General features: G+C 70.5%; 24 protein-coding genes, 2 pseudogenes and 1 riboswitch. Of the genes and pseudogenes, 9 read left to right on the forward strand and 17 right to left on the reverse strand.

The window, feature by feature from the left end; translation table 11 throughout:
- Positions 1-46: 46 nt before the first annotated feature.
- Genes OG285_RS33170 through OG285_RS33180 form a run of 3 tightly spaced genes read left to right on the forward strand, consistent with a single transcriptional unit; the run spans position 47 to position 2,218 of the window.
- Positions 47-979 (forward strand): ABC transporter ATP-binding protein, encoded by a 933-nt coding sequence (locus OG285_RS33170; RefSeq protein WP_371793165.1) that lies wholly within the window; start codon positions 47-49, stop codon positions 977-979.
- Positions 980-982: 3 nt separating this feature from the next.
- Positions 983-1,726, forward strand: a complete 744-nt coding sequence (locus tag OG285_RS33175) for an ABC transporter permease (protein ID WP_371793166.1) — start codon at positions 983-985, stop codon at positions 1,724-1,726.
- Between the two features lie 45 nt (positions 1,727-1,771).
- Complete coding sequence (locus OG285_RS33180) at positions 1,772-2,218, forward strand: hypothetical protein (RefSeq protein WP_371793167.1); 447 nt, start codon at positions 1,772-1,774, stop codon at positions 2,216-2,218.
- A gap of 144 nt (positions 2,219-2,362) precedes the next feature.
- Here the strand turns inward: OG285_RS33180 and mug are convergent, their stop codons facing one another.
- Together mug and purB are read right to left on the reverse strand one after the other, a co-directional pair.
- Complete coding sequence (mug, locus tag OG285_RS33185) at positions 2,363-2,947, reverse strand: G/U mismatch-specific DNA glycosylase (protein WP_371793168.1); 585 nt, start codon at positions 2,945-2,947, stop codon at positions 2,363-2,365.
- 7 nt (positions 2,948-2,954) lie between these two features.
- Positions 2,955-4,388: an adenylosuccinate lyase gene (purB, locus tag OG285_RS33190; RefSeq protein WP_371793169.1), complete on the reverse strand. Its 1,434-nt coding sequence runs from the start codon at positions 4,386-4,388 to the stop codon at positions 2,955-2,957.
- A gap of 117 nt (positions 4,389-4,505) precedes the next feature.
- Here purB and OG285_RS33195 point away from each other — a divergent pair, with 117 nt between their 5' ends.
- Entirely contained in the window at positions 4,506-5,132 is a 627-nt protein-coding gene (locus tag OG285_RS33195) for an alpha-ketoglutarate-dependent dioxygenase AlkB (protein WP_371793170.1), read from the forward strand.
- 231 nt (positions 5,133-5,363) lie between these two features.
- A pseudogene (locus tag OG285_RS33200) lies at positions 5,364-6,897 on the forward strand (ATP-dependent DNA ligase).
- A 73-nt stretch (positions 6,898-6,970) separates the two neighbouring features.
- Here OG285_RS33200 and OG285_RS33205 read toward each other — a convergent pair.
- The 8 genes and pseudogenes from OG285_RS33205 to bioB form a co-directional block, all read right to left on the reverse strand.
- The gene (locus tag OG285_RS33205; RefSeq protein ID WP_356832272.1) at positions 6,971-7,822 is read right to left on the reverse strand and encodes an SGNH/GDSL hydrolase family protein; all 852 of its coding nucleotides are present in this window, start codon (positions 7,820-7,822) and stop codon (positions 6,971-6,973) included.
- Between the two features lie 107 nt (positions 7,823-7,929).
- Positions 7,930-8,964, reverse strand: a complete 1,035-nt coding sequence (locus OG285_RS33210) for a hemolysin family protein (RefSeq protein WP_356832270.1) — start codon at positions 8,962-8,964, stop codon at positions 7,930-7,932.
- Positions 8,961-10,331 (reverse strand): hemolysin family protein, encoded by a 1,371-nt coding sequence (locus OG285_RS33215; protein WP_371793171.1) that lies wholly within the window; start codon positions 10,329-10,331, stop codon positions 8,961-8,963. The genes OG285_RS33210 and OG285_RS33215 overlap by 4 nt, the downstream gene beginning before the upstream one ends.
- A gap of 183 nt (positions 10,332-10,514) precedes the next feature.
- A pseudogene (locus tag OG285_RS33220) lies at positions 10,515-10,931 on the reverse strand (GNAT family N-acetyltransferase); the annotation flags it as partial.
- Between the two features lie 54 nt (positions 10,932-10,985).
- The gene (locus OG285_RS33225; protein WP_356832266.1) at positions 10,986-11,669 is read right to left on the reverse strand and encodes a class I SAM-dependent methyltransferase; all 684 of its coding nucleotides are present in this window, start codon (positions 11,667-11,669) and stop codon (positions 10,986-10,988) included.
- A gap of 64 nt (positions 11,670-11,733) precedes the next feature.
- A complete protein-coding gene (bioD, locus tag OG285_RS33230; protein ID WP_356832264.1) occupies positions 11,734-12,486 on the reverse strand; it encodes a dethiobiotin synthase in 753 nt (250 codons plus the stop codon).
- 1 nt (position 12,487) lies between these two features.
- Positions 12,488-13,759: an adenosylmethionine--8-amino-7-oxononanoate transaminase gene (locus tag OG285_RS33235; protein WP_371793172.1), complete on the reverse strand. Its 1,272-nt coding sequence runs from the start codon at positions 13,757-13,759 to the stop codon at positions 12,488-12,490.
- Positions 13,752-14,813: a biotin synthase BioB gene (gene bioB / locus OG285_RS33240; RefSeq protein WP_356832260.1), complete on the reverse strand. Its 1,062-nt coding sequence runs from the start codon at positions 14,811-14,813 to the stop codon at positions 13,752-13,754. The genes OG285_RS33235 and bioB overlap by 8 nt, the downstream gene beginning before the upstream one ends.
- Positions 14,814-14,956: 143 nt before the next feature.
- Between bioB and OG285_RS33245 the strand changes: the two genes are divergently transcribed.
- Complete coding sequence (locus OG285_RS33245) at positions 14,957-16,114, forward strand: 8-amino-7-oxononanoate synthase (RefSeq protein ID WP_371793173.1); 1,158 nt, start codon at positions 14,957-14,959, stop codon at positions 16,112-16,114.
- A 53-nt stretch (positions 16,115-16,167) separates the two neighbouring features.
- Here OG285_RS33245 and OG285_RS33250 read toward each other — a convergent pair whose 3' ends face one another.
- Together OG285_RS33250 and OG285_RS33255 are read right to left on the reverse strand one after the other, a co-directional pair.
- Entirely contained in the window at positions 16,168-16,416 is a 249-nt protein-coding gene (locus tag OG285_RS33250; RefSeq protein WP_356832256.1) for a DUF397 domain-containing protein, read from the reverse strand.
- 9 nt (positions 16,417-16,425) lie between these two features.
- A complete protein-coding gene (locus tag OG285_RS33255; protein ID WP_371793174.1) occupies positions 16,426-17,283 on the reverse strand; it encodes a helix-turn-helix domain-containing protein in 858 nt (285 codons plus the stop codon).
- A 235-nt stretch (positions 17,284-17,518) separates the two neighbouring features.
- Between OG285_RS33255 and OG285_RS33260 the strand changes: the two genes are divergently transcribed.
- Entirely contained in the window at positions 17,519-17,950 is a 432-nt protein-coding gene (locus tag OG285_RS33260) for an ATP-binding protein (protein WP_356832252.1), read from the forward strand.
- A gap of 31 nt (positions 17,951-17,981) precedes the next feature.
- On the opposite strand, the gene OG285_RS33265 is transcribed toward OG285_RS33260, so the two are convergent.
- Positions 17,982-18,455, reverse strand: a complete 474-nt coding sequence (locus tag OG285_RS33265; RefSeq protein ID WP_356832250.1) for a C40 family peptidase — start codon at positions 18,453-18,455, stop codon at positions 17,982-17,984.
- A gap of 3 nt (positions 18,456-18,458) precedes the next feature.
- Positions 18,459-18,676: riboswitch (cyclic di-AMP (ydaO/yuaA leader) on the reverse strand.
- A 772-nt stretch (positions 18,677-19,448) separates the two neighbouring features.
- Between OG285_RS33265 and OG285_RS33270 the strand changes: the two genes are divergently transcribed.
- On the forward strand, positions 19,449-20,960 hold the full coding sequence (locus tag OG285_RS33270) for an alpha/beta hydrolase (RefSeq protein ID WP_371793664.1): 1,512 nt from the start codon (positions 19,449-19,451) through the stop codon (positions 20,958-20,960).
- Positions 20,961-21,048: 88 nt separating this feature from the next.
- Here OG285_RS33270 and OG285_RS33275 read toward each other — a convergent pair whose 3' ends face one another.
- Positions 21,049-21,750: a lysophospholipid acyltransferase family protein gene (locus OG285_RS33275; protein ID WP_356832246.1), complete on the reverse strand. Its 702-nt coding sequence runs from the start codon at positions 21,748-21,750 to the stop codon at positions 21,049-21,051.
- Positions 21,751-22,032: 282 nt separating this feature from the next.
- On the opposite strand from OG285_RS33275, the gene OG285_RS33280 reads away from it, so the two are divergent.
- Positions 22,033-22,431, forward strand: a complete 399-nt coding sequence (locus tag OG285_RS33280) for an SSI family serine proteinase inhibitor (RefSeq protein WP_356832244.1) — start codon at positions 22,033-22,035, stop codon at positions 22,429-22,431.
- Positions 22,432-22,448: 17 nt separating this feature from the next.
- On the opposite strand, the gene OG285_RS33285 is transcribed toward OG285_RS33280, so the two are convergent.
- The 3 genes from OG285_RS33285 to OG285_RS33295 all read right to left on the reverse strand — a co-directional run bounded on the left by OG285_RS33285 (position 22,449) and on the right by OG285_RS33295 (position 24,751).
- On the reverse strand, positions 22,449-22,610 hold the full coding sequence (locus OG285_RS33285; RefSeq protein ID WP_356832242.1) for a hypothetical protein: 162 nt from the start codon (positions 22,608-22,610) through the stop codon (positions 22,449-22,451).
- A gap of 55 nt (positions 22,611-22,665) precedes the next feature.
- The gene (locus OG285_RS33290; RefSeq protein WP_356832240.1) at positions 22,666-23,619 is read right to left on the reverse strand and encodes a cytochrome c oxidase assembly protein; all 954 of its coding nucleotides are present in this window, start codon (positions 23,617-23,619) and stop codon (positions 22,666-22,668) included.
- A gap of 106 nt (positions 23,620-23,725) precedes the next feature.
- A complete protein-coding gene (locus tag OG285_RS33295; protein ID WP_356832237.1) occupies positions 23,726-24,751 on the reverse strand; it encodes a 6-phosphofructokinase in 1,026 nt (341 codons plus the stop codon).
- Between the last annotated feature and the right edge of the window lie 91 nt (positions 24,752-24,842).

Below are 24,842 nucleotides of genomic sequence, written 5' to 3' on the forward strand. Positions count from 1 at the left end.
CGGCCGGGGGAGGCCATGGACAGTGGGCCACCGGGAAGGTGGAGCCATGACCAGTATCGAAGTCAGCGAACTCACCAAGGACTACGGTTCGAACCGGGCAGTGGACGGGCTCTCGTTCACCGTCCTGCCCGGCCGGGTCACCGGCTTCCTCGGACCCAACGGAGCGGGCAAGTCCACGACCATGCGACTGGTCCTGGGCCTCGACCGCCCCACCTCAGGGGCCGCCACCATCGGCGGCCGCCGTTATGCGCATGCCGCAGAACCGCTGAGGCTGGCCGGTGCGCTGCTCGATGCGAACGCCGCGCACGGCGCGCGCACCGCACGCGATCACTTGCTGGCCCTTGCTGCCGCCCATCGCATGGGGCGAGGGCGAGTGGCCGAAGTGCTGGAGGATGCTGGAATCGCGAGCGTTGCCGCCCATCGGATCAGGACGTTCTCGCTGGGCATGCGGCAGCGCTTGGGTATAGCCGCTGCTCTGCTGGGGGATCCGTCCGTGCTGATGCTGGACGAACCATCGAACGGTCTGGACCCCGAAGGGATCATCTGGATACGGGAACTGATGCGCCGCCTGGCCGCGGAAGGCAGGACTGTGCTGGTGTCCAGCCATCTCATGAACGAGACAGCTTCATTCGCGGACCATCTCGTAGTCCTGGGCAAGGGCAGGCTTCTCGCGAACACCCCGATGCAGGACTTCATCGACTCGCGGATCCGGCCACGGGTTCGGCTGCGCAGTCCCGAAGGCGAGCGCCTGCGTTCCCTGCTGTTCCGCAAGGGCCTCGTCCCGGTCGAACGGGGTGACGGCAGCTGGGCCGTCGAGAGTGCCAGAGCCGAGGAAATCGGGAGTATCGCGGCTGAGGAGGGCATCACGATTTTTGAACTCGCCACAGAGCAGGCCACGTTGGAGGAGGCATATCTCGACCTCACCGTCGGCGAGGCCCAATTCTCGGCCCGCCCGCCGTCTCTCGCACCGGAGGTATGAGCCATGACCTTCTCCGCAGTGCTCCACTCGGAGTGGATCAAGATCCGCTCGGTGCGCGCCCTGGGAGGTGCGCTACTGGCCGTCTTCTTCGCCACGGTGTCCTTCTCCCTCCTCGGCAGTGCGACCATGGGCCACGAGAACGCCGGCAAGCCTGGGTTCGACCCGGTCCTCACCTCGTTCCTCGGCCTCAACTTCGGTCAGATCGCGGCCATTTGCTTCGGGGCTACAGCCATCACCAGCGAGTACGGAAGCGGCGCCATCCGTACCTCACTCACCGCTGTGCCGCGCAGAGGTCTCTTCTACGTGGCGAAACTCTCCGTCATCGCCGGACTTGCCTGTGCGGTCGGCCTGGTGACGGGCCTTGCCTGCTTTCTCGGAGGACAGGCTCTGATCGGTCTTCCCGGCGGTGGGATCGGTGAGCCCGGTGGGCTGCGCGCCGCAGTGGGCTGCGCGCTTTATCTGACACTGATCACACTGTTCGCTGCGGGCCTGGCGACCGTGGTCCGGAGCGGGCCCGCCGTCATGGGGATCCTCATACCGTTCCTGCTCCTGGTGTCGTTCGTGATCGGTGACGTAGACCATGGCGCGGGTATCGCCGACTTCCTGCCGGACCGAGCCGGGCACCAGGTCCTGCTGCAGCACTCCAGCGGATCGCTGGGGCCGTGGACTGGACTCGCTGTCACTGCGGGCTGGGTGGCTGTCGCGTTGAGTGCCGGCTGGATGGCATTGCACCGGCGTGACGCCTGACCGCCCCGGCGTTCAACTGTCAGTGGCGGAGGGTTTACTGAGGGGATGACCACCGCTCAGTACGTCTCCACCATCGACCGGCTGCGGGCCCGTGCGTTCCCTGCGCGGCCCGGATGGTCGGACACCGGTCGCGGCGGCCCGGGATACCACCTGGCGGCTCTGATCACCCGCGAGGCCCTCCCGACGGGCGGGGACGCCGCCCCCGTTCCGGATGTGCAGGCCGACGACCAGATCGGGGCCGAGCGCGAGGCCCTGTTGGCCGTGCTCGACGCGCGGTGGGGCGAGGCGCAGACGTTCAGCCTCTGGAGCATGCTGGCCCGGCGTATGGAGGGGGAGGAGATACCGGAGCCCTGGGACGAGTTGTGCACCACTATGTCGTCCCTCCATCTCTGGAAGGCAGAGGACCGCTGGATCGCCGTCGGCGCCGTTCAGGGAGGCCAGGACCAGGAGGTCCGGCTGATCGTGGCGGTTACCGACGTGGATCCGCCGTAGCCCGGGGCGCCCAGCCGTGCAATCGTGCCGGTAGCCGGTAGCCGGTAGCCGGTAGCCGGTAGCCGGTAGCCGGTAGCCGGGCTGTGGGCTGAGGGCGGTCTTGGTCGGATTGCGGTCCGGGGGGTGCGCCGGATCGCCGCCGGGTTACGGCGCGTGCCCCCATGTGGGGTCTGCGGGCGTGGGCTCCGCGGGCGTGGTCTGCGCGGCTTCGCGCAGTCTTCCGTACTCCTCGGCCATCGTCGCAGCGGTCCAGTGGGCGTTGAGGCCGCTCGGGTTGGGCAGTGCCCAGATCCGGGTGGAGCCGATCGTCCGTGTCTGCGGTCCGATTCTTGCCTTGGGTTCACGGAATGCCGTGCGGTAGGCGGTGACTCCCACGACGGCCAGCCAACGCGGCTTCAGTCTCTCCACCTTGGCCGTCAGAATGCGCCCGCCCTCGCGGTACTCCTCGGGGCTCAGCTCATCGGCGCGGGCCGATGCCCGTGCCACCACATTGGTGATGCCGAGACCGAGGGTGAGCAGTTCGTCCTGCTCCGACGGGGCCAGCCTGCGGGGTGTGAATCCCGACAGGTGCAGCACCGGCCAGAAACGGTTTCCGGGCCGGGCGAAGTGATGGCCGGTCGCGGCCGTCATCAGGCCGGGGTTGATCCCGCAGAACAGCACGCTCAAGCCCGCCGTGACCACATCGGGGACGATGCGGTCACGGGCGGCTTCGAGCTCTTCGGGCTTCACCGGCGGGTCAGAGGATGGAGCCGGGGGCGTAGACGGCGGCCTCCGGGTGCTGCTTGGAGACCTCCTCGATCCGGGAGACCACCGCGGCCACCTGTGCGCCCGCAGCGCCGGTGAAAGAGAGCTTGTCGGCCATCAGGGCGTCCAGCTGCGCCCGGTCGAGAGGCATCCGCTCGTCGGCCGCCAGCTTCTCCAGCAACTCGTTGCGCTCAGCGCCCTGCTCGCGCATGGCGAGCGCGGAGGCGACCGCGTGCTCCTTGATGACCTCGTGCGCCACCTCGCGGCCGACGCCCGCCCTTACGGCACCCATCAGTACCTTGGTGGTGGCCAGGAACGGCAGATAGCGGTCCAGTTCGCGGGCCACGACCGCCGGGAACGCGCCGAACTCGTCGAGAACGGTCAGGAAGGTCTCCAGCAGCCCGTCGAACGCGAAGAACGCGTCGGGCAGGGCGACGCGGCGGACGACCGAGCACGACACGTCGCCCTCGTTCCACTGGTCACCGGCCAGTTCGCCGGTCATCGACGCGTAACCCCGCAGGATCACCATCAGACCGTTCACGCGCTCGCAGGAGCGGGTGTTCATCTTGTGCGGCATCGCGGACGAGCCGACCTGCCCCGGCTTGAACCCCTCCGTGACCAGCTCGTGCCCGGCCATCAACCGGATCGTCTTGGCCATGGACGAGGGCGCGCCCGCCAGCTGGACCAGCGTGGTCACCACGTCGTAGTCGAGCGAACGCGGGTAGATCTGGCCGACCGATGTGAAGGCATGGGCGAAGCCGAGGTGCCCCGCGATCCGCTGTTCCAGTTCCGCCAGCTTCGACTCGTCGCCGCCCAGCAGGTCGAGCATGTCCTGTGCGGTACCGACCGGGCCCTTGATCCCGCGCAGCGGGTAACGCCCCAGCAGGTCCTCAAGACGTCCGTACGCCGTCAGCAGTTCGTCGGCGGTCGTCGCGAAGCGCTTGCCGAGCGTTGTCGCCTGCGCTGCCACATTGTGCGAACGCCCGGCCATCACCAGCTCGGCGTGCTCACCGGCCAGCCTCCCGAGACGCGCGAGCACCGCGACGGTCCGGTCGCGCATCAGCTCCAGCGAGAGCCGGATCTGGAGCTGCTCCACGTTCTCGGTGAGGTCACGCGAGGTCATCCCCTTGTGGATCTGCTCATGCCCCGCGAGGGCGTTGAACTCCTCGATCCGCGCCTTCACGTCGTGCCGGGTGACCTTCTCGCGCTCGGCGATCGACGCCAGATCGACCTGGTCGAGCACCCGCTCGTAGTCGGCGAGCGCGGTCCCGGGCACCTCGATCCCGAGGTCCTGCTGGGCACGCAGCACGGCGAGCCAGAGCCGGCGCTCCAGCCTGACCTTCTGCTCGGGGGACCAGAGGACAGCGAGCTCCGTGGAGGCGTAGCGGCCGGCCAGAACGTTGGGGATGCGAGGCTTTGCAGTCACGTGAAGTGATTCTACTGGCGGTTTCTGCAGGTCGGTGCCCCGCATGTCTTTGTAGATTGCTACGGCGTTCGGATCTGGTCTCTGCGTTCGAATAAACGTTCGGGTATCCTGTGCGGTATGGCTGTCCACCTGCAGAGTTCCCTCTTCGACCAGGGTGACGCGACCGGTCTGCGCCCGCTGGCCGGGGCTCACCGCAGCCATCTGGGTCAGGGCGCCTGGATCGATGTACTGCCGCAGTGGCTCGCCGGGGCGGACGCGCTCTTCGACGTACTGGTGCGGGACGTCCCCTGGCACGCGGAGCAGCGTGTCATGTACGAGCGGGTGGTGGAGGTGCCGAGACTGCTGTCGTTCTTCGGTGCTGACGACCCCCTGCCGCACCCGGTGCTCGACGAGGCCCGTGACGCGCTCGGAACGCACTACGCGGAGGAGCTGGGGGAGCCCTTCACCACGGCCGGACTGTGCTTCTACCGCGACGGACGGGACGGCGTCGCCTGGCACGGGGACACCATTGGCCGGGGCAGCAGGGAGGACACCATGGTGGCGATCCTCTCGCTCGGGGCTCCCCGGAACCTTGTGCTCCGGCCGCGCGGCGGAGGCGACACGGTCCGCACACCGCTCGGACACGGCGACCTCATCGTGATGGGTGGCAGCTGCCAGCGCACCTGGGAACACGCGATTCTCAAGACGTCCCGGCCCGTAGGGCCGCGCATCAGCGTGCAGTTCCGCCCGCACGGGGTCCGCTGAGCCCGGCGCGCGGTGCGGCGCGGGCGAGCCACGGTAGTTGCGCACCCGCCCGCACCGCACCGCACCGCGCCGCCCTGGTCCAGTCCTCCCTCCCGCGTTCCGAGGCGTGTCGGCCAGGTCGACGCCGTACGGGCCCGGGTCCGCACCCGTCCGCACCGGGACGGCGCAGTGGAAAACGGGTACGGATCCTGCGCCTTCGCCCCGCTTCTTCCACCGGCCCGGAGCCCCGCCATGCTGCTTCAAGAACTCGCCGCCACCTCCCGAGCCGTCGGTTCGGAATCCGCCAGGAACGCGAAGACCGCCCTGCTGGCGGAGTACCTGAGAAGCCTGGGACCCGACGATCTGCCCGTGGCGGTGTCACTGCTCTCCGGTGAGTCCCGGCGGATGCGGATCGGGGTCGGGCCGGCGGCTCTGCGCGACCTTCCGGAACCCGCGGCTGACCCGTCGCTCGGTGTGCGGGAGACGCAGGACATCCTGGACGCGCTGGCCGCGGTGCACGGTCCCGGTTCGCGCGAGGAACGGAGCTCCCTGCTCCACGGGCTGTTCTCCCGGGCCACCGCACCGGAGCAGTCCTTTCTCGGTGCCGTCCTCGTCGGTGAACTGCGCCAGGGCGCACTCGACTCCGTGGTCGCGGACGCGGTGGCGAAGGCCGCCGGAGTGGCGGCGGCGGACGTCCGGCGGGCGCTGATGTTCCGCGGTTCGGCCCGCGCCGTGGCCGCCGCTGCCCTGTCCGGCGGGCAGGAGGCGCTGCGGGCGTTCGGTCTGGAGCTGGGAAGGCCGGTTCGGCCGATGCTCGCCGCGGGGGCACCCGATGTGGCAGCGGCGCTGGAGCGGGTCGGGCCCGCTGCTCTGGAGTGGAAGCTGGACGGTATCCGGGTGCAGGTCCACCGGAACGGCGACGAAGTGGCCGTCTTCACCCGGAGCCTGGACGACATCACCTCGCGGGTGCCCGAAGTGGTCGAGGCCGCGGCGGAGTTGCCGGTGCACTCGGCCGTGTTCGACGGGGAGGCCATCGCGGTGGGGCCGGACGGGCGCCCCCTGCCGTTCCAGGTGACGGCCGCCCGTACCGCGTCGCGGCAGGACCCGGCCCGGCTGCGTGCCGAAGTGCCGCTGCGGGTGTACTTCTTCGACCTGCTGCACCGTGACGGTGCCGACCTCATCGACCTGCCCGCACGGGCCCGCTGGGAGGCCCTCGACGCGGTGGTCCCTGTGGAACTGCGTGTTCCGCGTACGGCCACCGGCGAGACGGCCGAGGCCGAACGTTTCTTCGCGGACGCCGTCGCGCAGGGGCAGGAGGGCGTGGTGGTGAAGGATCCCGAAGCGCCGTACGCGGCGGGGCGCCGCGTGGCCGGATGGATCAAGTAAGCCACGGCACACGCTGGATCTGGTGGTGACGGCGGCGGAGTGGGGGCACGGCAGGCGACAGGGCCTGCTCAGCAATCTTCATCTCGCCGCTCGCGGGGAGGAGGGAGATTCCGGTCCGTGGGTGATGCTCGGCAAGACCTTCAAGGGCCTCACCGATGAACTTCTGGCCTGGCAGACCCGCGAACTGCTGGCGCGCGAGGTGAGCCGGGACGGATACGTCGTACGGGTCCGGCCCGAGCTGGTGGTGGAAGTGGCGTTCGACGGGCTGCAGCGAAGCCCCCGTTACCCGGCCGGTCTCGCCCTCCGCTTCGCACGCGTCCTGCGCTACCGCGAGGACAAGGGCCCCGCCGACGCGGACACGGTGTCCGCGCTCCGCGCTCTCGCCCCCGATGCCCTGTGATCCGCGGTGCAACGCGGTGATCCGGCCGGTGCGCGAGCCGCCCCGTACCCGTAACCGCGCCCCGTACCCGCGCCTACAGCACGTCCGGCGCGGCCTCCAGCCGGCGCCAGCCCGTCACGGGGCCCGGGGCGCCGTCGTCCGCGGGCGTGATCCAGAACGCCGTTCCGCTGTCCGGGCAGAACTGGGCGCCACTGCGCCCGTCACCCGATGAGCGTCCCGTCAGCCGCCGCCCTATCCAGGGCACCAGATGCTCGCGCGCGAACCGCAGGTCGCTGCTCCGCCGCGCCACCCAGCGGGCCGTCGCGGCCGGCGGCAGCGGCGCGCGCCAGTCGTCCTCGGCCGCCAGCCCCAGCGTCTGCCACACCGCCTCGGCCACCCGGTGGTGGCCCTCGGCCGTCAGGTGCAGCCGGTCCACGTCCCACAGCCGCTGATCCCCGAGCACCGGAGCACCGTACAGATCGACGACGAGGGCGCCGTGCCGCGCGGCCAGGTCGTCGATGAAGGCGAACAGCTCCTCCATGCGCGGACGGAAGCGTTCCATCACCGGTCCGTTCCGGCCCGGACTGCGCATCAGTACCAGCTGTCCGCAGGCGGGAGCCAGCCGTCCTGCGGCCTCCTCCAGGCGCCCGCGGACCATCCCCATGTCGCACTTGGGGCGCAGTGTGTCGTTGAGCCCGCCGACCAGCGTCACGACGTCCGGCCGGAGCGACGCCGCCGCTTCCGCCTGTTCGTCGGCGATCTGGCCGATCAGCTTTCCGCGTACGGCGAGATTCGCGTACCGGAAGCCGGGAGCCCGTGCTGCCAGGCGCGCGGCGAGCAGGTCGGCCCAGCCGCGGTACGAGCCGTCGGGCAGGCCGTCCGACATCCCCTCGGTGAAGGAGTCACCGACCGCGACCAGACTGGTGTAGGAGGCATTCAATTTCATGGCCGGGCGATCCTACCGTGACGCGTCCCCGTCCCGCCCCGTGTCCCGGAGTCCCCGGAGATCGGCGAGGTCCCCGGAAATCACCCGGGCGGGACGGCGGCGCCCGGTCAGTCGCCGGTCCCGGCCGGTGCTGTCGGGCGCCCGACCAGTTCCCGCAGTACGTCCTCCATCGTCACCAGACCGGCGAGTGTGCCGTCGTCGCCCATCACCGCCGCCAGGTGCGTACGACTGCGGCGCATCGCCGTCAGGACGTCGTCCAGCGGGCTGGCGGCGCGCACCCGGGCGATGGCCCGCATCGCGGAGACCGTGAACGGCAGATCCCGCGGGACCGCGTCCAGCGCGTCCTTGACGTGCAGATAGCCCAGGATCCGCCGGTTGTCGTCCACCACGGGAAACCGTGAGAAGCCGGATTCGACCGACAGTTGCTCCAGCTTCTCGGGAGTGGTTCCGAGGCGCGCGTACACCACCCGCTCCAGCGGCACGACCACATCGCGCACCGGCCTCCGGCCCAGTTCCAGGGCATCGTGCAGCCGCTCGCTCGCCCGGTCGTCGAGCAGTCCGGCCGCCGAGGCGTCGGTCACCAGACGGGCCAGTTCGTCGTCCGTGAAGGTCGCGGCGACCTCGCTCTTCGCCTCGACGTGCAACAGCTTCAGCAGAGCGTTGGCGAAGGAGTTGATCGCGAAGATCACCGGCCGCAGCGCACGCGCCAGCGTGACGAGCGGAGGGCCGAGCAGCAGCGCCGTCCGCACCGGACCGGCCAGGGCGATGTTCTTCGGCACCATCTCGCCGAAGAGCATGTGCAGATAGGTGGCGACGACGAGACTGATGACGAAGGACACCGGATGGATCAGCCCGCCGGGCATCCCGACGGTATGGAAGACCGGCTCCAGCAGATGCGCGATGGCCGGTTCGGCGACCACACCGAGCACCAGCGTGCAGAGCGTGATGCCGAGCTGCGCCGCCGCCATCAGAGCCGCCAGGTGCTCCAGCCCCCACAGCACGCTCCGCGCCCGCCGGTCGCCCTCCTCGGCGGCCGGTTCGATCTGGCTGCGCCGGACGGAGATCAGGGCGAACTCACCGCCGACGAAGAAGGCGTTGACGACCAGGGTCAGCAGCCCGATGAACAGCTGGATCACGGTCATCGCGCATCTTCCTTGCTGTCGTCGTCGCCCTTGTCGTGCGTGCCGTCGTCATCGCCGTCCGCCACCGCCGGTGTGTGCAGCAGCAGCCGGGCGGCGCGCCGCCCGGTCGCATCCACCACGTCGATCCGCCAGCCCGACACTTCGACGCTGTCTCCCTCGGCCGGGATACGCCCCAGTTCGGTGGCGACCAGACCCGCCAGAGTCTCGTACGGGCCTTCGGCCACCCGCAGGCCGATCGACTCCAGCTGGTCGGTCCTGGCGGCCCCGTCGACCGAGTAGACCGGCCGGCCGTCGGCGTCCTCGCCCGCACCGGCGAGGTCGGGTGTCTCGTGCGGGTCGTGCTCGTCGCGTACCTCTCCGACGACCTCCTCGACGATGTCCTCCAGCGTGACGACACCGGCCGTGCCGCCGTACTCGTCGATCACCACGGACATCGTGCGCTTGCCGTACATCCGGTCGAGCAGCCGGTCCACCGTCAGCGTCTCCGGTACGAGCAGGGGCTCGCGGAGCAGCTCGGACACGGGGAACCGGGGCCTGCGCTCCGCCGGGAGCGCAAGCACGTCCTTGATGTCGGCGACGCCGACGACCTGGTCGAGGCTGCCCCGGTAGACCGGGAACCGGGACAGGCCGGTGGCGCGGGTGGCGTTGGCGACGTCCTCCGCGCTGGCCTGCACGTCGAGTGCCACCACCTGGACCCTGGGCGTCATCACGTTCTCGGCGGTCAGATCCGCCAGGTTGAGCGTGCGGACGAACCGCTCAGCGGTGTCCTCCTCCAGTGCGCCCGCCTTGGCCGAGTGCCGGGCCAGTGCGACCAGCTCCTGGGGCGAGCGGGCCGAGGCCAGCTCCTCCGTCGGTTCCATGCCGAGCCGGCGCAGCAGCCGGTTGGCGGTGTTGTTGAGGTGGCTGATCAGCGGGCGGAAGACGGCGCTGAAATACCGCTGGGGGGTGGCCACCACCTTCGCCACGGCCAGAGGGGAGGAGATCGCCCAGTTCTTCGGGACCAGCTCACCGACCACCATCAGGAAGACGGTGGAGAGGGCGGTACCGATCACCAGGCCCACCGATGAGGCCGCACCGGACGGGAGGCCCGCCGACTCGATGGGCCCGCGCAGCAGCTTCCCGATCGAGGGCTCGGCGAGCATGCCGATGACCAGGTTGGTGACGGTGATGCCGAGCTGGGCGCCGGACAGCTGGAAGGTGAGGCCGCGCACCGCCCGCAGGGCGCTCGCAGCGCCGCGCTCACCCCGTTCGGCGGCTTCTTCGAGTTCGCTGCGTTCGACGGTCGTGAGCGAGAACTCCGCCGCCACGAAGGCCGAGCAGGCCAGCGAGAGCAGCAGCGCCACGATGAGCAGAAGCACTTCGGTCATCGGTTCACCTCCGTCCCATGATCGGCCAGGGAGTGGAGGAACGCGCGATGTCGGCTACTGGGGGGCTCGCCCATGGGCGGACGTTCACACCTTTCGGTCGGTGGTACGGCGGACATCCATCGTAAAGGAAAGGCAAAGCCCGGCGGCTCCGGGACCGCCCGGCTCCATGAAACCTCCGGGCTGGAGACGCTTCACCCACCGTCGCCAGTGGTCCTCGCGATCGTAGCCAGCCGCTGCCCAGGTGCGGTGGGCCCGCTCGTTGTCCTCCAGGACCATGGCGTCCCCGCGTCGCCCGCCGAGGGCGGCGAATCGCTGTTCCGCCGCTTCCAGCAGGGCGGCGGCGATGCCCTGGCGGCGGCAGTCCGGGCGAACGGCAAGCCGGTAGAGGGAGCAGCGCCATCCGTCGAAACCGGCTATCACCGTCCCCGCGAGGAGGCCGTCGCGCTCCGCGAGCAGGAGGGCTTCGGGGTCCCTGGTGACGAGGCGGGCCATGCCGTCGTGGTCGTCGCTGATGCTGGTTCCCTCCGCGGCAAGGCGCCAGAACCGCAGAACGGCGTCGGTGTCCGCGAGGGTGGCGTGGCGGATGTGAAGATCACTCATGGTGGTGAGCCAACCAGATCGCCCGTTTGCCCGGCGAACGCTTTCGCGACGGTCTCACGAAGCAACCGGGGGATCCACCCGCCGAGCCCTGCCCAGTACGCAGGGTGAGGAAGGCAGTTGCAGACCACTCTCCGGTACGGTCAGCCGCCGGTACGTGCCGAGCTCGAATCCCGCCGCCTCGATCGCGGCCAGCGTGTCCCGCGCCGTGTGGCACCCGCCGAAGAGCCGCGGCCAGACCGTACGGTCCAAGGCCCGCTGGGCCGTGGCCATCACGGCCCCCCGGCCGAGACCGTGCTCGAAGAACCGCAGTTCACCGCCGGGCCGCAGCACACGCCTGATCTCCGCGAGCGCCTGTGGCAGATCGCGTACGGTGCACAGGACCAGCGAGGCCACGGCCGCGTCGAAGGTCTCGCTGTGTACGGGGAGAGCCTCCGCGGTCCCCGGCACCACGTCCACCCGGGCAGCGGCACGCATCGCGGACCGCACCGCCAACTGCCGCAGGGTGCGTTCCGGTTCGACGGCCACCACCTCGGAGACCGCTGCCGGATAGTGCGCGAAATTCAGCCCGTTGCCCGCGCCGACCTCGATCACCCGGCCGGAGAGGCCCGCGAGCAGCTCGGCACGGTGGGCCGCCACCCCGGCCGTGCGGTCGGCGTTGACACTGAACCGGGCGTAGAAGCGGGCGAAGAGCGGATGGTGCACGGTGTCGCTCGGGATCGTGCTGCTGCGCAGCGGCATCGCGGGGCTCCTCCGGCGGACGGGACGGGCAGGGACACGGTGATTGTCACCCCGCCCGCCCCACTCATGCCCCCGATGGCCCGGCGCACTCCGGGGGCCGTGGACGACCCCCGGAGATGTCCGGCAGGTGCTGTGCGGGCTCCCGGATCCCGCCCAGACGCGGGGCGAGCCAGCTGCGCGCCCGGTCACGGAAGACGGCCGGCGCCAGCCGGCCCGCACCCTCCGGCACCACGCCGAGCAGCGGAGCCCCGGCGGCCACCGGCAGATCCAGCAGATTGCACCGCGCGTCCAGACCGGGCTCGGCGGGCCAGCTGCCGATCACGACCCCCGCACAGTCCAGCTGCCGGGCACGCAGCGCCTCGGCCGTCAGCGCGGTCGAGTTCAGCGTGCCGAGACCGGCGGCGGCGACCACCAGCACCGGCGCCTCCATCAGCCGGGCCGCGTCCGCGAGGGTGCCGCCCTCGTCGTCGAACCGTACGAGCAGTCCGCCCGCGCCCTCGACCAGCACCAGATCGTGTTCGGCGGCCAGCTTCTGCGCCGCGTCCGCGACGTCCTGCGGGCGCAGCGGGGCGAGCCCGGCGCGCCGGGCGGCCGTCGCGGGGGCCAACGGGTCCGGGAACCGCGCCAGTTCGACGGCGGTCACCGGTCCCGCCAGCCGTGCCACCTCGGCCGCGTCGCCGTGCTCGCCGGGCAGCAGCCCGGTCTGTGCGGGCTTCAGGACGGCAACGGACCGGCCGCGCGCGGCGGCCGCCACCGCGGCGGTCACCACCGTCTTGCCGATCTCGGTGCCGGTCCCTGTCACCACGAGGATCGTCATGTCATGCCTCCCGTGCCACCGCGCACACCGCACGGCAGATCCGTTCCAGGTCCTGATCACCGGTGATGTACGGCGGCATGGTGTAGACGAGATCGCGGAAGGGCCGCAGCCAGACGCCCTCGCGCACCGCCGTCCGGGTCGCCACCGCCATGTCCACCTCGTGGTCCAGCTGGACGACTCCGATCGCACCGAGGACCCGGACATCCCGGACGCCCGGCAGCCCGGCCGCCCCGGAAAGACCGTCCAGCAGACCCGTCTCCAGGCGCTTGACCTCCCGTTCCCAGTCCTGCCCGAGCAGCAGGTCGACCGAGGCGCAGGCCACCGCGGCCGCCAGCGGATTGCCCATGAACGTCGGCCCGTGGGCCAGCACCGGCACCTCGCCCCGCGCGATGCCCTCGGCCACCCGCGAGGTGCAGAGGGTCGCCGCCATCGTCAGATAGCCGCCGGTCAGGGCCTTGCCCACACACATGACATCCGGCGGGACACCGGCGTGGTCCGCGGCGAAGAGCCTGCCCGTACGGCCGAAGCCGGTGGCGATCTCGTCGAAGACCAGCAGCACGTCGTGTGCGTCGCACGCCTCGCGGAGCACCCGCAGATATGCGGGGGAGTGGAAACGCATCCCGCCCGCGCCCTGGACCACCGGCTCCACGATCACCGCTGCCAGCTCGTGCGCATGACGGCCGATCAGCTCATGGAGACGGTCGGCGTACCCCTGCTCGTACTCGGCGGGAGGGGCGTCCGCGAAGACCTGCCGGGGCAGCACTCCCGACCACAGGTCGTGCATCCCGCCCTCGGGATCGCACACCGACATGGGCTGCCAGGTGTCCCCGTGGTAACCGCCCCGCCAGGTCAGCAGCCGCTGCTTCTCGGGACGGCCCACGGAACGCCAGTACTGCAGGCACATCTTGACGGCGACCTCGACCGACACCGAACCCGAGTCGGCGAGGAACACGTGCTGGAGCGGCTCCGGGGTGATCTCCACCAGCTTCGCCGCGAGGCGGACGGCGGGCTCATGGGTGAGCCCGCCGAACATCACATGGCTCATCCGGTCCAGCTGGCCGCGTGCGGCCTCGTTCAGCACCGGGTGGTTGTAGCCGTGGATCGCCGACCACCAGGACGACATGCCGTCCACCAGCTCGCCCGCACCGGCGACCCGCAGCCGCACACCGGACGCCGACTCGACGAGCAGTGGCTCCTGCCGGCCGGGCATCGGGCCGTACGGGTGCCAGACATGGCGCCGGTCGAGGTCGAGCAGCTCGGGCGTGTCAGGCATTGGGAGCGAGATCCGTCCCGGCGCCCCTGCGGCGTACCGCCACCAGACCCTCGCGGTGCTCGGGCAGCGTCGTCGTCTCCGAGCCCTCCACCTCGAAACCGGCGTCCGCGATCATGTCCAGGTCGGCCCGGCCCGCCTGGCCCTCGCTCGTCAGATAGTCGCCGAGGAAAATGGAGTTGACGAGGTGCAGGGCGAGAGGCTGCAGGGAGCGCAGATGCACCTCGCGCCCGCCCGCAAGACGGACCTCCGCGTCCGGGCAGACGAACCGCACCATCGCCAGGACGCGCAGACACCGCTGCGGCGTCAGATGCCAGTCCCCGGCCAGCGGGGTGCCCTCCATGGGGATCAGGAAGTTCACCGGCACCGAGTCGGGGTCGAGGGCGCGCAGCGCGAAGACCACGTCGACCAGGTCGGCGTCGCTCTCACCCATCCCGGCGATCAGCCCCGAACAGGCCGAAAGCCCGGCGGCCTGGGCGTGCTGGACCGTCTCGACCCGGTCGGAGAAGTCGTGGGTGGTGCAGATGTCGGCGTAGGTGGCCTCCGACGTGTTGAGGTTGTGGTTGTACGCGTCCGCACCCGCCGCCCGCAGCCGCTCCGCCTGACCGTCCTTGAGCAGCCCGAGGCAGGCACAGACCTCGACGTCCTCGTTCTGTTCCTTGATTGCCTCGATCGTCTCCGAAACGCGGTCGACATCGCGGTCCGTCGGCCCACGGCCGCTGGCGACCAGGCAGACCCGCTTCGCGCCGCCCGCGACTCCGGCCGCCGCCGCCTTCGATGCCTCATCCGGCTTCAGCCAGGTGTACTTGAGGATCTCCGCCTTGGAGCCCAGCCGCTGCGAGCAGTACGAGCAGTCCTCCGGGCAGAGGCCCGATTTGAGATTGACGAGATAGTTGAGCTTCACCCGCCGCCCGAACCACTGACGGCGCACCTTTCCGGCTGCCGCCACCACGTCCAGCAGTTCGTCATCGGTCGTCGCCAGCACGGCGAGCGCCTCTTCACGGGTCGGCAGTTCGCGCCGCAGCCCCTTGTCCACCAGCGTGTTCAGCAGGTCCATAAGGGTGATCCTGGCCTACGGCACGGCCTCCGGCCAAGGAGGAACCGAACAACACCGCCGACCTGGGGTGTGTGTATTGCCACACCCTGACCCCGCATCCCCCCGGCTAGGGTCTGTGAACTGCCTACAAAAAGGGACCGATCATGACTCCAGCCGCGCCCCGTGAGCCCTTCGAGTGGACCGACACCGCTGCACGCCGCCGGAAGGACGCAGGGCTGGTACGCGCGCTCCGGCCGCGCGCCGCGGCCCCGGACGTACTGGATCTCGCGAGCAACGACTACCTCGGGCTGAGCCGCCGCTCCGATATCACCGCAGCCGCAGCCGATTCGGCCCGCCGCTGGGGTGCGGGCGCCACCGGGTCCCGGCTGGTCACCGGCTCGACCGAGCTCCACGCCGAACTGGAGCGGGAGCTGGCGCAGTTCTGCGGTTTCGAGGCGGCGCTGGTCTTCTCCTCCGGATATGCGGCCAACCTCGCCGTGCTCACCGCGCTGACCGGCCGTGACTCGCTGATCGTCTCGGACGCCGCCAACCACGCCTCGATCGTCGACGGCTGCCGGCTCTCCAGGGCGGCGACCGAAGTCGTCCCGCACAGCGATCCCGAGGCCGTCGGCAAGGCACTCGACGCCCATGACGGCGGCCGGGCCGTCGCGGTCACCGACTCGGTCTTCTCGGTCGACGGTGACGCCGCACCGCTGCCGGAACTGGCCGCGGTCTGCCGCACTTACGGAGCGGCGCTCCTCATCGACGACGCCCACGGCCTCGGCGTGCTCGGCGACGGCGGACGGGGCGCCGTGCACGCGGCGGGACTCGCGGGCGCTCCCGACGTGGTCTCCACGGTCACCCTGTCGAAGTCCCTGGGCAGCCAGGGCGGCGCGGTGCTCGGGCCCGCCCGGGTCATCGATCATCTGGTCAACGAGGCACGCACCTTCATCTTCGACACGGGCCTCGCGCCCGCCGCCGTGGGTGCCGCACTGGCGAGCCTGCGGCTGCTGCGGAACGAACCCCTGCTCGCCGGGCGTACCCGTACGGTGGCGCACAGCCTGCACACACGTCTGACCGCGGGCGGGCTCAGCGCGGTACGGCCGCAGGCCGCCGTCGTCTCCGTCCTGGCTCCCTCGCCGGGGCAGGCGGTGCGCTGGGCGGCCGACTGCCGCGAAGCGGGACTGGTGGTCGGCTGCTTCCGCCCGCCGTCGGTACCGGACGGCATCTCACGGCTGCGGCTCACCGCCCGCGCCGATCTGACGGACGAGCAGATCGAGTGGGCGGTGGACACGGTGCTGCAGACCGCGCCCACCGGATGACGGGTATCCGGTGGGCGTCGTCTGCCTGCCTGGCCGCCCGCTCAAGTCGCCGCTCAGCGGCCCGCGGTGCCGGGTCCTCCGGTGCCCGGGTCGTGCACCGAGGCCAGGAAGCAGGTCCACGGGCCCGTTCCGAAGAGCAGCGCCGGGCGGTTCACCCGCTTGGAGTCCCGGACGGCCAGCAGACCGCCGTCGAGTAACGCGGCCTCGACACAGTTGTTCATTCCGGTGCTGCGGCTGCTGCGCCGCCACCGCGCGCCGTTCAGAGAAGTGCTGGAAGGGACGTTCGCAGGACGTGCGGACATGATGCCTCCCTAGACGCCGTCACCGAGCCCGGCGATGAGATCCAACGATTCCTTCTGTGGAAGGGCGCGCGCCTGGATCCTGCGGAACGCGGCGCTGTACGCCTCCAGCTCTTCTTTCCGTTCCAGATAACGACTACTCATCAAATGGTCGAGAACGACCACATCCAGATCAACGATGTTCGAAAACGAGAAGATTGTGAAAGAACCCGTCAGCCCGAGGTGCCCTCCCGCGGCGAACGGCATGACCTGCAACCGCACATGAGGCAGCCGGGCGACCTCCCGTACATGCCGTAACTGCTCGGCCATCACCCCGCGCCCGCCCACCCGGCGGTGCAGGGCCGCCTCGTCGACGACCGCGCTCAGCTCCAGCGGCGGGTCCGCCTCCAGCACCCGCTGCCGCGCCAGCCGCACATCGACCAGCGAGTCCACGGTCCGGGCCGGCAGCCCGTCGAGCGAGGCCCGGGTGACCGCTTTCGCGTAACCGGGCGTCTGCAGCAGGCCGGGCATCACCGAGGTCTCGAAGGTGTGCGCCGTGCACGCCTGGGACTCCAGCCTGATGAAATCCCGGTACTGGGCGGGCAGCAGACTCCGGTACGTGTGCCACCAGCCGGCGCTCTCGGCGGCGTCCGCACCGCACAGTGCGTCCAGAAGCTCGCGCTGCGATGCGTCCCGTACCCCGTACGCATCGAGCAGCAGGGCCACATCGGACGGCTTCACGCCACTGCGCCCGGTCTCGATCCTGCTCACCTTCGACTGGTGCCAGCCCGCCTGCCGGGCCGCCGCCGCGCTGGTCAGCCCGGCCAGCACCCGCAACCGGCGCAGCTCGGCACCGAGTTTGACGCGGCGTACCTCCGGGCTGCTCCGCACCCGCGTTCTCCCTCCGGTCGGCCGTTTCTGCCAACGTGCCATCCCGGCCGTCAAATACGGTCTCGCGTCGGAGAGTTCATCACTTTGAGCGACAGATATATGCACATCTTTGTGGATCGCCGGTACTGCGGTCACTATGAGTGTCACGCTCGCACGAAGTGCCACCTGAGGCCGTCTCGAAGTGCCATCCGTCACGAGACCTGCGCCGGTAGCGGTGGGAAAGGGACAGGCCGTCATGGCAGACCACCAGGAAGCATCCGTCACCCTGCCGAGCGAGGCTGCTTCGGTCCCGGCCGCCCGGACGTTCGTGGCCCGTGTGCTCACCGGCTGGGGGCTGCCCCCCGAAGCCGAGTTGGCGGACACCATCCGGCTGATCGTCTCGGAGCTCGCGACCAACGCGGTGCAGCACACCTTCGGCGCGTCCCCCACCTTCACGGTGGAGGCCGTCCTGGAGCGGGACGAGCGGCTGTGTGTGGGCGTCACCGACAGCCATCCGCGCTGGCCCCAGCGGCTGCCCGCGGCCGTGCAGCAGGACAACGGCCGGGGCATGGTCATCATCCGCTGGCTGGCAGCCGAGCACGGCGGCCGGCTCTCCGTCACCCCGACGCGGGACGGCGGCAAGACCGTATGGATCGCCCTGCCCTGGACGGCCCCGGTCCAGGGCTGAACGAGCCCGCGGTGGCTGATGCCTCCCCGCTTCAGCCCACCCGGCCGTACCAGACGCTGCGGGACCAGATCTTCTCCAGCCTGACCACGGCGCCGGTCTTGGGGGAGTGCCAGATCTTCCCGCTCCCGGCGTAGATGCCGACGTGGTAAACGCTCCGGCCGTAGTGGAAGAACACCAGGTCACCGCGGTGCCGACTGGACGCCGGGATGTGGCGTACGCGGTTGTACTGCGCCTGGGCGGTGCGCGGCAGCTTCTTGCCGGCCTGTTTGTACGAGTAGAGCGTCAGCCCCGAACAGTCGAAGCGCGACGGCCCCGCCGCCCCCCACTGATAGGGCGATCCCTTCTTGGAGGCCGCGATCTGCACCGCTCGGACGGCGTGCGCGGCGGCCTGGGCGTCCACGGTCGCGCCCGGTGCCAGGGAGGTCCCCGCGACGGCCGCGAGGGTGAGGGCCGAGGCTGTTCCGGCCCGGGAGAGCAAAGACGGGATATGAATCTGCGCAGTCATGCGCAACCCTTCGCAAACCGCCTGTGAAGGATGACCTGTCGGGTTCGGGCCGGCGAAGTTGCCCGGCCGCCCGGCAGGATGACCGACTGATCAAGTCGGTCATCCTGCCGGGCGGCTTCACCCCGAGGAGCGACGTCGCTGTCGCCCCGGACTGCTTGGGTCCTCCACTCCTGCCGATCCACTCGTGTCGACCAGACATCCGGGTACGGCGGCAGGACTCGGCGTCCGCCCGGACCGCCCCGCCGTGGTGGCGGGGGCTTGTCGTCTCCCGGATCTTCACCCATGGCGTGGCGGATTTCCGGCTGACCGCGCCGATTTGTGATGTTTCGAGCCACTGATCTGTTCGAGTGGGGACCGCGGGCGCCGCGCCGCCGGACTCCGCGGTCGCACGGCCCTCACCTGGGGCGCAGCGCGGGTCCAGGGTGGTTGAGCCGCTGGAATCCGCAACTCGGCGCGGCCGCCGGACCGGTGTCCGCCTACGCCTTCCGGGGGGCACCCATCGGTGTACCGGCGGCCACCGGAAGGTGGATCCGGGCCGTGTTCCTGTGCGGATGCCGGCGTACGGGCGCCGGAGCCCGCGTGGCCACGCGGAGACGGCCCGCACGGTGACGGGTTGGGCGAACGGTTCACCGCGTCGTGGACGTGCGTACCGGATGCCCCGCGGGGGCGAGCGTCCCGGCACCGGCAACTCGGCCCGCAGGAGTGGTACTTCACCCTCGACCGGCCAACGTCTCCGATTCTGGTCCGCGTTGAGAGCCGCCGGTCAGCCGCTTGTGTTGCACCGCTCACCGGGGCCGGTTCTCCGCATTTCGGCTTGGTAAAGAACGCTCATGCGGCCTGTTGTCAGGGACCGTTCACAAGAAAGGATCCCCTGTACGTACTGGAGAGCGCCGTACGAACGGCGCTTCGCACAGGGGGAGGTACCACGTGAGACGCACCGCAGTGCTCGGCTCGGCCGGCGCTCTGGCCGCGGCGACTCTCATAGCGGGCGCCATGGCGGCGCCGTCGGCCACCGCCGACGGCCGCGGCCACGCCGGCTCGGAGGCACACGGCGCGGCCGTCGCCGCCGCGCGGGCGGCGAGGGCCGGGATCGACTGGCGGGACTGTCCTGCGGACTGGGCGCTCGCGAAGCCGATCCAGTGCGGGTGGGTGACCGTGCCGGTCGACTACGCACATCCGGACGGCCGGACGATCAAGCTCGCGGTGGACCGTGCCGTGAGCACCGGCGCGAAGTCGGAGCGGCAGGGCTCCCTCGTCTACAACCCGGGTGGCCCCGGCGCTTCTGGCATGCGCTTCCCCGCCAGGACCACCACCAAGAGCGCACTCTGGGTCAACACCGCCAAGGCGTACGACTTCGTCGGCTTCGACCCGCGCGGGGTGGGCCACTCGGCGCCGGTCTCCTGCGTCGACCCGCAGGAGTACGTGAGCGCCCCCAAGGCCGATCCCGTCCCCGACAGCACGGCCGACAAGCGGGTTCAGCGCAAGCTCGCGGCGCAGTACGCCGCCGGCTGCGCGAAGCGCAGCGGTGCGATGCTTCCGTATCTGACCACGCCGAACACGGCGCGCGACCTCGACGTCATCAGGGCGGCGCTCGGCGAGAAGAAACTCAACTACCTGGGCGTCTCCTACGGCACCTACCTGGGGGCGGTGTACGGGACGCTCTTTCCGGGGCACGTCCGCCGGATGATCGTCGACAGTGTGGTCGACCCGAAGAAGTCGAACATCTGGTACGAGGCCAACCTCAACCAGGACGTCGCCTTCCAGGGCCGCTGGCACGACTGGCAGGCCTGGGTCGCGGCCAACGACGCCGCTTTCCACCTGGGGAAGACGGCGGCCGCCGTCGAACAGCAGTGGGTGAAGCTGCGAGCCGAGGCGAAGGCACATCCGATCGGCGGTGTCGTGGGCCCCGCCGAACTGGTCGCCTTCTTCCAGAACGCGCCGTACTACGACTCCTCCTGGGCGCCGGTCGCCAAGGCCTGGAGCCAGTACCTCGCCGGTGACCCGCAGCCGCTGATCGATGCCGCAGGACCCGACATGTCGGACACCGCGGGCAACATCTCCGCGGAGAACGGCACGGCCGTCTACACCGCGGTCGAGTGCGCGGACGCCAAGTGGCCGACGGACTGGCGGACATGGGACCGGGACAACACCCGGCTCAACAAGGACTACCCGTTCCTCACCTGGTCCAACGCCTGGATGAACCTGCCCTGTGCCACCTGGCCCGCGAAGCAGCAGACCCCGGTGAACGTCCACACGGGCAAGGGGCTCCCGCCGGTGCTGATCGTGCAGTCGACCCGTGACGCGGCCACCCCGTTCCAGGGGGCCGTCGATCTGCACAAGCGCTTCAAGGGCTCACGTCTGGTCATCGAGAAGGACGCCGGATCGCACGGGGTGACCGGCCTGGTCAACCCGTGCATCAACACCCGGGTGGACCGTTATCTGCTCACCGGCGGCACCGGCCGTCACGATGTGACGTGCGCCCCGCACGCCACACCGAAGCCGTAGCACCCCCCTCGCCGGGGAACCGCTCGGCCAGCGGTTCCCCGGTCGGAGGGCTCATGCCCGGGCGATTCTGCCCATGGCTGACCCGGTGTCAGCGCGACCTTCCCGGCGACCTCTTCGGCTGTGCTGCCTTCACGTCCGCGGCGTACGCGTCGACGTACTCCTGGCCGGAGAGCCCGAGGACCGCGTACATGATCTCGTCGGTGACGGCCCGCAGCGCCACCTTCTCGTTCTCGAGACCCGCGTAGCGGCTGAAGTCCAACGGCTCCCCGAAGCGGATGGTCACCCGGCGGATCTTCGGCATCCGCTGGCCCGGCGGCTGGATCTCGAAGGTGCCCACCATGGCGCACGGCACCACCGGGACCCGGCCCTGGATGGCCATCACGGCGACCCCGACCTTGCCCTTGTAGAGCCTGCCGTCGTGCGAGCGGGTGCCCTCCGGATAGATGCCGAGCAGCTCGCCCCGGCCGAGCACGCCGAGCCCTTCGCGGACCGCGGCCCTGCCCGCTTCCCGGCCCGACCGGTCCACCGGGATCTGACCGATGCTGCGGAAGAAGGCGGCCGTCAGCCGCCCCTTGACGCCCGGCCCGGTGAAGTACTCCTGTTTCGCGAGGAAGGTGATGCGCCGACTGAGGACGACCGGCATCAGGAAGTGGTCGGAGAAGGACAGATGGTTGCCCGCGACGATCGCCGCGCCGTCCTCCGGGATGTGTTCGAGCCCTTCGATCCTGGGCCGGAAGAGCAGTCTCAGCAGCGGCCCCAGAACGGCGTATTTCAGGATGTAGTAGAACAATCGTGGTCCCGCCTCCCCGTCGCCCCGTGCCGAGGCACAGTAGCCGCCGCACCGCCCGGTGCGGAACCCGGCCGCGCCTGTCGGGGCCCGGCCGCCCCTGTCGGAAAGCCCCTGCCGAGCCCCGTCAGAGCTGCCTGTGCCGTCCCGTACCGGCCGTACGTGCGTATCCGGCGCAGAAATCCGCGTCCTTACGGGTGACAGGGCGGCGTGGTGGCTTGCCGTCGCACCGGGTGGCCGGGTGCTCTGGCCTCTCACCCTCGTGTCGAGTTCCAGGAGTCCCGGATGCGCCCCCGTACGATGTCCGCCGCAGCGGCTCTGCTCGCCTTCGCCGCGGCTGTGCCCGCGCAGGCAGCCGGGGCGCCGCCCATCCGCCCGGGTGGACTCGTCCTCACGGTCGCCTCGCCGTCGCACCCCGACCGGAACCGGAGCGTGCTGCTGCGGTGCGAACCGGAGCGGAGCGACGGCTCACACCCCGAAGCCGCTGCCGCGTGCCAGGCACTCGACCGGGCCGGCGGCAGTTTCGACCGCCTCGACGGCGAGCCCCGGCCCTGCACCCGGCAGTCCGATCCGGTGACGGTCACCGTCGCCGGGACCTGGGGCGGCCGTCCCACGCACTGGGACCGGACCTTCGCCAACGCCTGCTCGCTCGACGCGGCGACCGGCCCGGTCTTCCGCTTCTGAGCGTCCGGCCCGGCCGCTCAGCCGCTGCCGCGCGACGCGACCATGCCGACGGTGACCAGGCCCAGCACCACCCAGCCGAACCACAGCCAGCCGTTGCTGCCGAGCGCCACCGAATATCCCGTCACCGCGACCAGGGCTCCCACGGTGACGACACCCATCGTTTTCACAGAACCGGGCATGGCCGCTCCTCCTAGGGGGTGGAGGGCCATCGTCGCCCGGCAGGGGCCTTCTCCGCTACTGGCCGCGCGCCTGGAGTGACGCCAGGTAGGCGTTGTAGGCGGCCAGCTCCTTGTCGCCGTTGCGGTCCTCGGCCCGGTCGGAGCGGCGCGAGACGCGCTGCTCGGAGCTGTACCACTGGAAGACCAGGGCGATCAGGACCAGCACGGACGGGATCTCGCTGAACGCCCAGGCGATACCGCCCGCGGCCTCCTGGTCGGAGAGCGCGTCGATGCCCAGCGAGACGGGCGGGTGCTTGTACACCTGCACCATCGGCTCGGTCGCCATCATCAGCGCGATACCGAAGAACGCGTGGAAGGGCATCCCGGCGAAGAGCTCCAGCATCCGCATGATGTAGCCCGGCCGGTGCGGGCCCGGGTCGACGCCCATGATGGGCCAGAAGAAGACCAGACCCACGAAGAGGAAGTGGACCATCATCGCGATGTGCCCGGTCTTCGAACCCATCAGGAAGTCGAAGAGCGGGGTGAAGTAGAGCCCGTAGAGGCTGGCGATGAAGAGCGGGATGGTGAACGCCGGGTGAGTCACGATCCGCATGAAGCGGCTCTGGAGCAGCATCAGCAGCAGCTCCCGCGGCCCCTTGCGGTTGCCCCGCCCGGCGACGGGCAGGGCGCGCAGAGCCAGCGTCACCGGTGCGCCGAGCAGCAGCAGGATGGGGGAGAGCATGCTGATGATCATGTGCTGCACCATGTGCACGCTGAACATGACCATGCCGTAGTCGTTGAGCTTGGTGCACATCGTCAGGCCGACGGTCAGCACACCGAGGACGAAGAGCGCGATCCGGTGGACCGGCCAGCTGTCACCGCGCCGGCGCAGCCGCACCACGCCCCAGCCGTACAGTGCGAGCCCCACCAGACAGCTGATCAGGAAGAACGGGTCCGCGGAGAAACCCAGCCCCCGTCCCAGCGTGAACGGCGGCAGATCCATGGTCATGCCGTGCCCGCTGTGGTCCATCCGCTCACTCCTGATTCGTGCCTGATGTCCGCACCAGCGTAGAACTGCCCCCGGGCGCAGCTGCGACCGGGGGCAGTTCGTACTGTATCGGGCGAATGGGGACCGGTCAGAGGACGCACTCGGCTTCGGCGTACCGCTCGGGGGGCACGGTCTTGAGGGTCTCGACAGCCCGGGCGAGCGGGACCATGGTGATCTCCGTGCCGTGCAGCGCGGTCAGCATGCCGAACGCGCCGCGGTGCGCCGCCTCCACCGCGTGCCAGCCGAACCGGGTGGCCAGGACACGGTCGTACGCGGTGGGGGTCCCGCCGCGCTGTACATGACCGAGTATCACCGGCCGGGCCTCCTTGCCGAGGCGCTCCTCCAGCTCGATGGAGAGCTGCCTGGCGACACCGGCGAACCGCTCGTGGCCGTACATGTCCTTGGCGCCGACGTCGAAGCTCATCGAGCCCTCGCGCGGCTTCGCGCCCTCCGCGACGACCACGATCGCGAACTTCTTGCCCGCCGAGAAGCGCCGGCCGACCAGTTCGGTGAGCTCACCGATGTCGAAGGGGCGCTCCGGTACGACGATGGCGTGCGCGCCCGCCGCCATGCCCGAGTGCAGCGCGATCCACCCGGTGTGGCGCCCCATGACCTCCACGATCAGCACCCGCTGGTGCGACTCGGCGGTGGTCTTCAGCCGGTCGAGCGCGTCGGTCGCGACCCCGACGGCCGTGTCGAAGCCGAAGGTGACATCGGTCGACGCGATGTCGTTGTCGATGGTCTTCGGCACACCCACGATCGGCAGCCCGGCCTCGGAGAGGAGGTGTGCCGCCTTCAGCGTGCCCTCGCCGCCTATCGGGATGATCGCGTCGAGCCCCAGGTCGGCCACGTGGCCCCGGGCGCGCTCCACACCGTCGCGCAGATGCGCGGGCTGCACCCGCGAGGACCCGAGGATCGTGCCGCCGCGCGCCAGGATGCCGCCCACCGCGTCGAGGTCGAGCTTGCGGTAGTCGCACTCGAGCAGGCCCTTCCATCCGTCGTGGAAGCCGATGACCTCGTCGCCGTGGTCGACGACGGCCCGGTGCACGACCGAGCGGATGACGGCGTTCAGACCGGGGCAGTCGCCGCCGGAGGTGAGGACACCAATTCGCATTGCCCGACTTACCTTTGCAACGTGGGCTTGTGACCGGACCACGTCGTCCGGGCTGGATGCCCGTCACCCTACCGGCGGAGGGCGACGGAGA

Source organism: Streptomyces sp. NBC_01471 (assembly GCF_041438865.1).
Lineage (GTDB): Bacteria > Actinomycetota > Actinomycetes > Streptomycetales > Streptomycetaceae > Streptomyces.

What these genes read in the sequence shown, in the direction of transcription:
- OG285_RS33170 (WP_371793165.1), top strand. Translation starts at nt 47, where the DNA reads ATGACCAGTATCGAAGTCAGCGAACTCACCAAGGACTACGGTTCGAAC.
- OG285_RS33175 (WP_371793166.1), top strand. Translation starts at nt 983, where the DNA reads ATGACCTTCTCCGCAGTGCTCCACTCGGAGTGGATCAAGATCCGCTCG.
- OG285_RS33180 (WP_371793167.1), top strand. Translation starts at nt 1,772, where the DNA reads ATGACCACCGCTCAGTACGTCTCCACCATCGACCGGCTGCGGGCCCGT.
- OG285_RS33195 (WP_371793170.1), top strand. Translation starts at nt 4,506, where the DNA reads ATGGCTGTCCACCTGCAGAGTTCCCTCTTCGACCAGGGTGACGCGACC.
- OG285_RS33205 (WP_356832272.1), bottom strand. Translation starts at nt 7,822, where the DNA reads ATGAAATTGAATGCCTCCTACACCAGTCTGGTCGCGGTCGGTGACTCC.
- OG285_RS33210 (WP_356832270.1), bottom strand. Translation starts at nt 8,964, where the DNA reads ATGACCGTGATCCAGCTGTTCATCGGGCTGCTGACCCTGGTCGTCAAC.
- OG285_RS33215 (WP_371793171.1), bottom strand. Translation starts at nt 10,331, where the DNA reads ATGACCGAAGTGCTTCTGCTCATCGTGGCGCTGCTGCTCTCGCTGGCC.
- OG285_RS33225 (WP_356832266.1), bottom strand. Translation starts at nt 11,669, where the DNA reads ATGCCGCTGCGCAGCAGCACGATCCCGAGCGACACCGTGCACCATCCG.
- bioD (WP_356832264.1), bottom strand. Translation starts at nt 12,486, where the DNA reads ATGACGATCCTCGTGGTGACAGGGACCGGCACCGAGATCGGCAAGACG.
- OG285_RS33235 (WP_371793172.1), bottom strand. Translation starts at nt 13,759, where the DNA reads ATGCCTGACACGCCCGAGCTGCTCGACCTCGACCGGCGCCATGTCTGG.
- bioB (WP_356832260.1), bottom strand. Translation starts at nt 14,813, where the DNA reads ATGGACCTGCTGAACACGCTGGTGGACAAGGGGCTGCGGCGCGAACTG.
- OG285_RS33245 (WP_371793173.1), top strand. Translation starts at nt 14,957, where the DNA reads ATGACTCCAGCCGCGCCCCGTGAGCCCTTCGAGTGGACCGACACCGCT.
- OG285_RS33250 (WP_356832256.1), bottom strand. Translation starts at nt 16,416, where the DNA reads ATGTCCGCACGTCCTGCGAACGTCCCTTCCAGCACTTCTCTGAACGGC.
- OG285_RS33260 (WP_356832252.1), top strand. Translation starts at nt 17,519, where the DNA reads ATGGCAGACCACCAGGAAGCATCCGTCACCCTGCCGAGCGAGGCTGCT.
- OG285_RS33265 (WP_356832250.1), bottom strand. Translation starts at nt 18,455, where the DNA reads ATGACTGCGCAGATTCATATCCCGTCTTTGCTCTCCCGGGCCGGAACA.
- OG285_RS33270 (WP_371793664.1), top strand. Translation starts at nt 19,449, where the DNA reads ATGGCGGCGCCGTCGGCCACCGCCGACGGCCGCGGCCACGCCGGCTCG.
- OG285_RS33280 (WP_356832244.1), top strand. Translation starts at nt 22,033, where the DNA reads ATGCGCCCCCGTACGATGTCCGCCGCAGCGGCTCTGCTCGCCTTCGCC.
- OG285_RS33285 (WP_356832242.1), bottom strand. Translation starts at nt 22,610, where the DNA reads ATGCCCGGTTCTGTGAAAACGATGGGTGTCGTCACCGTGGGAGCCCTG.
- OG285_RS33290 (WP_356832240.1), bottom strand. Translation starts at nt 23,619, where the DNA reads ATGGACCACAGCGGGCACGGCATGACCATGGATCTGCCGCCGTTCACG.
- OG285_RS33295 (WP_356832237.1), bottom strand. Translation starts at nt 24,751, where the DNA reads ATGCGAATTGGTGTCCTCACCTCCGGCGGCGACTGCCCCGGTCTGAAC.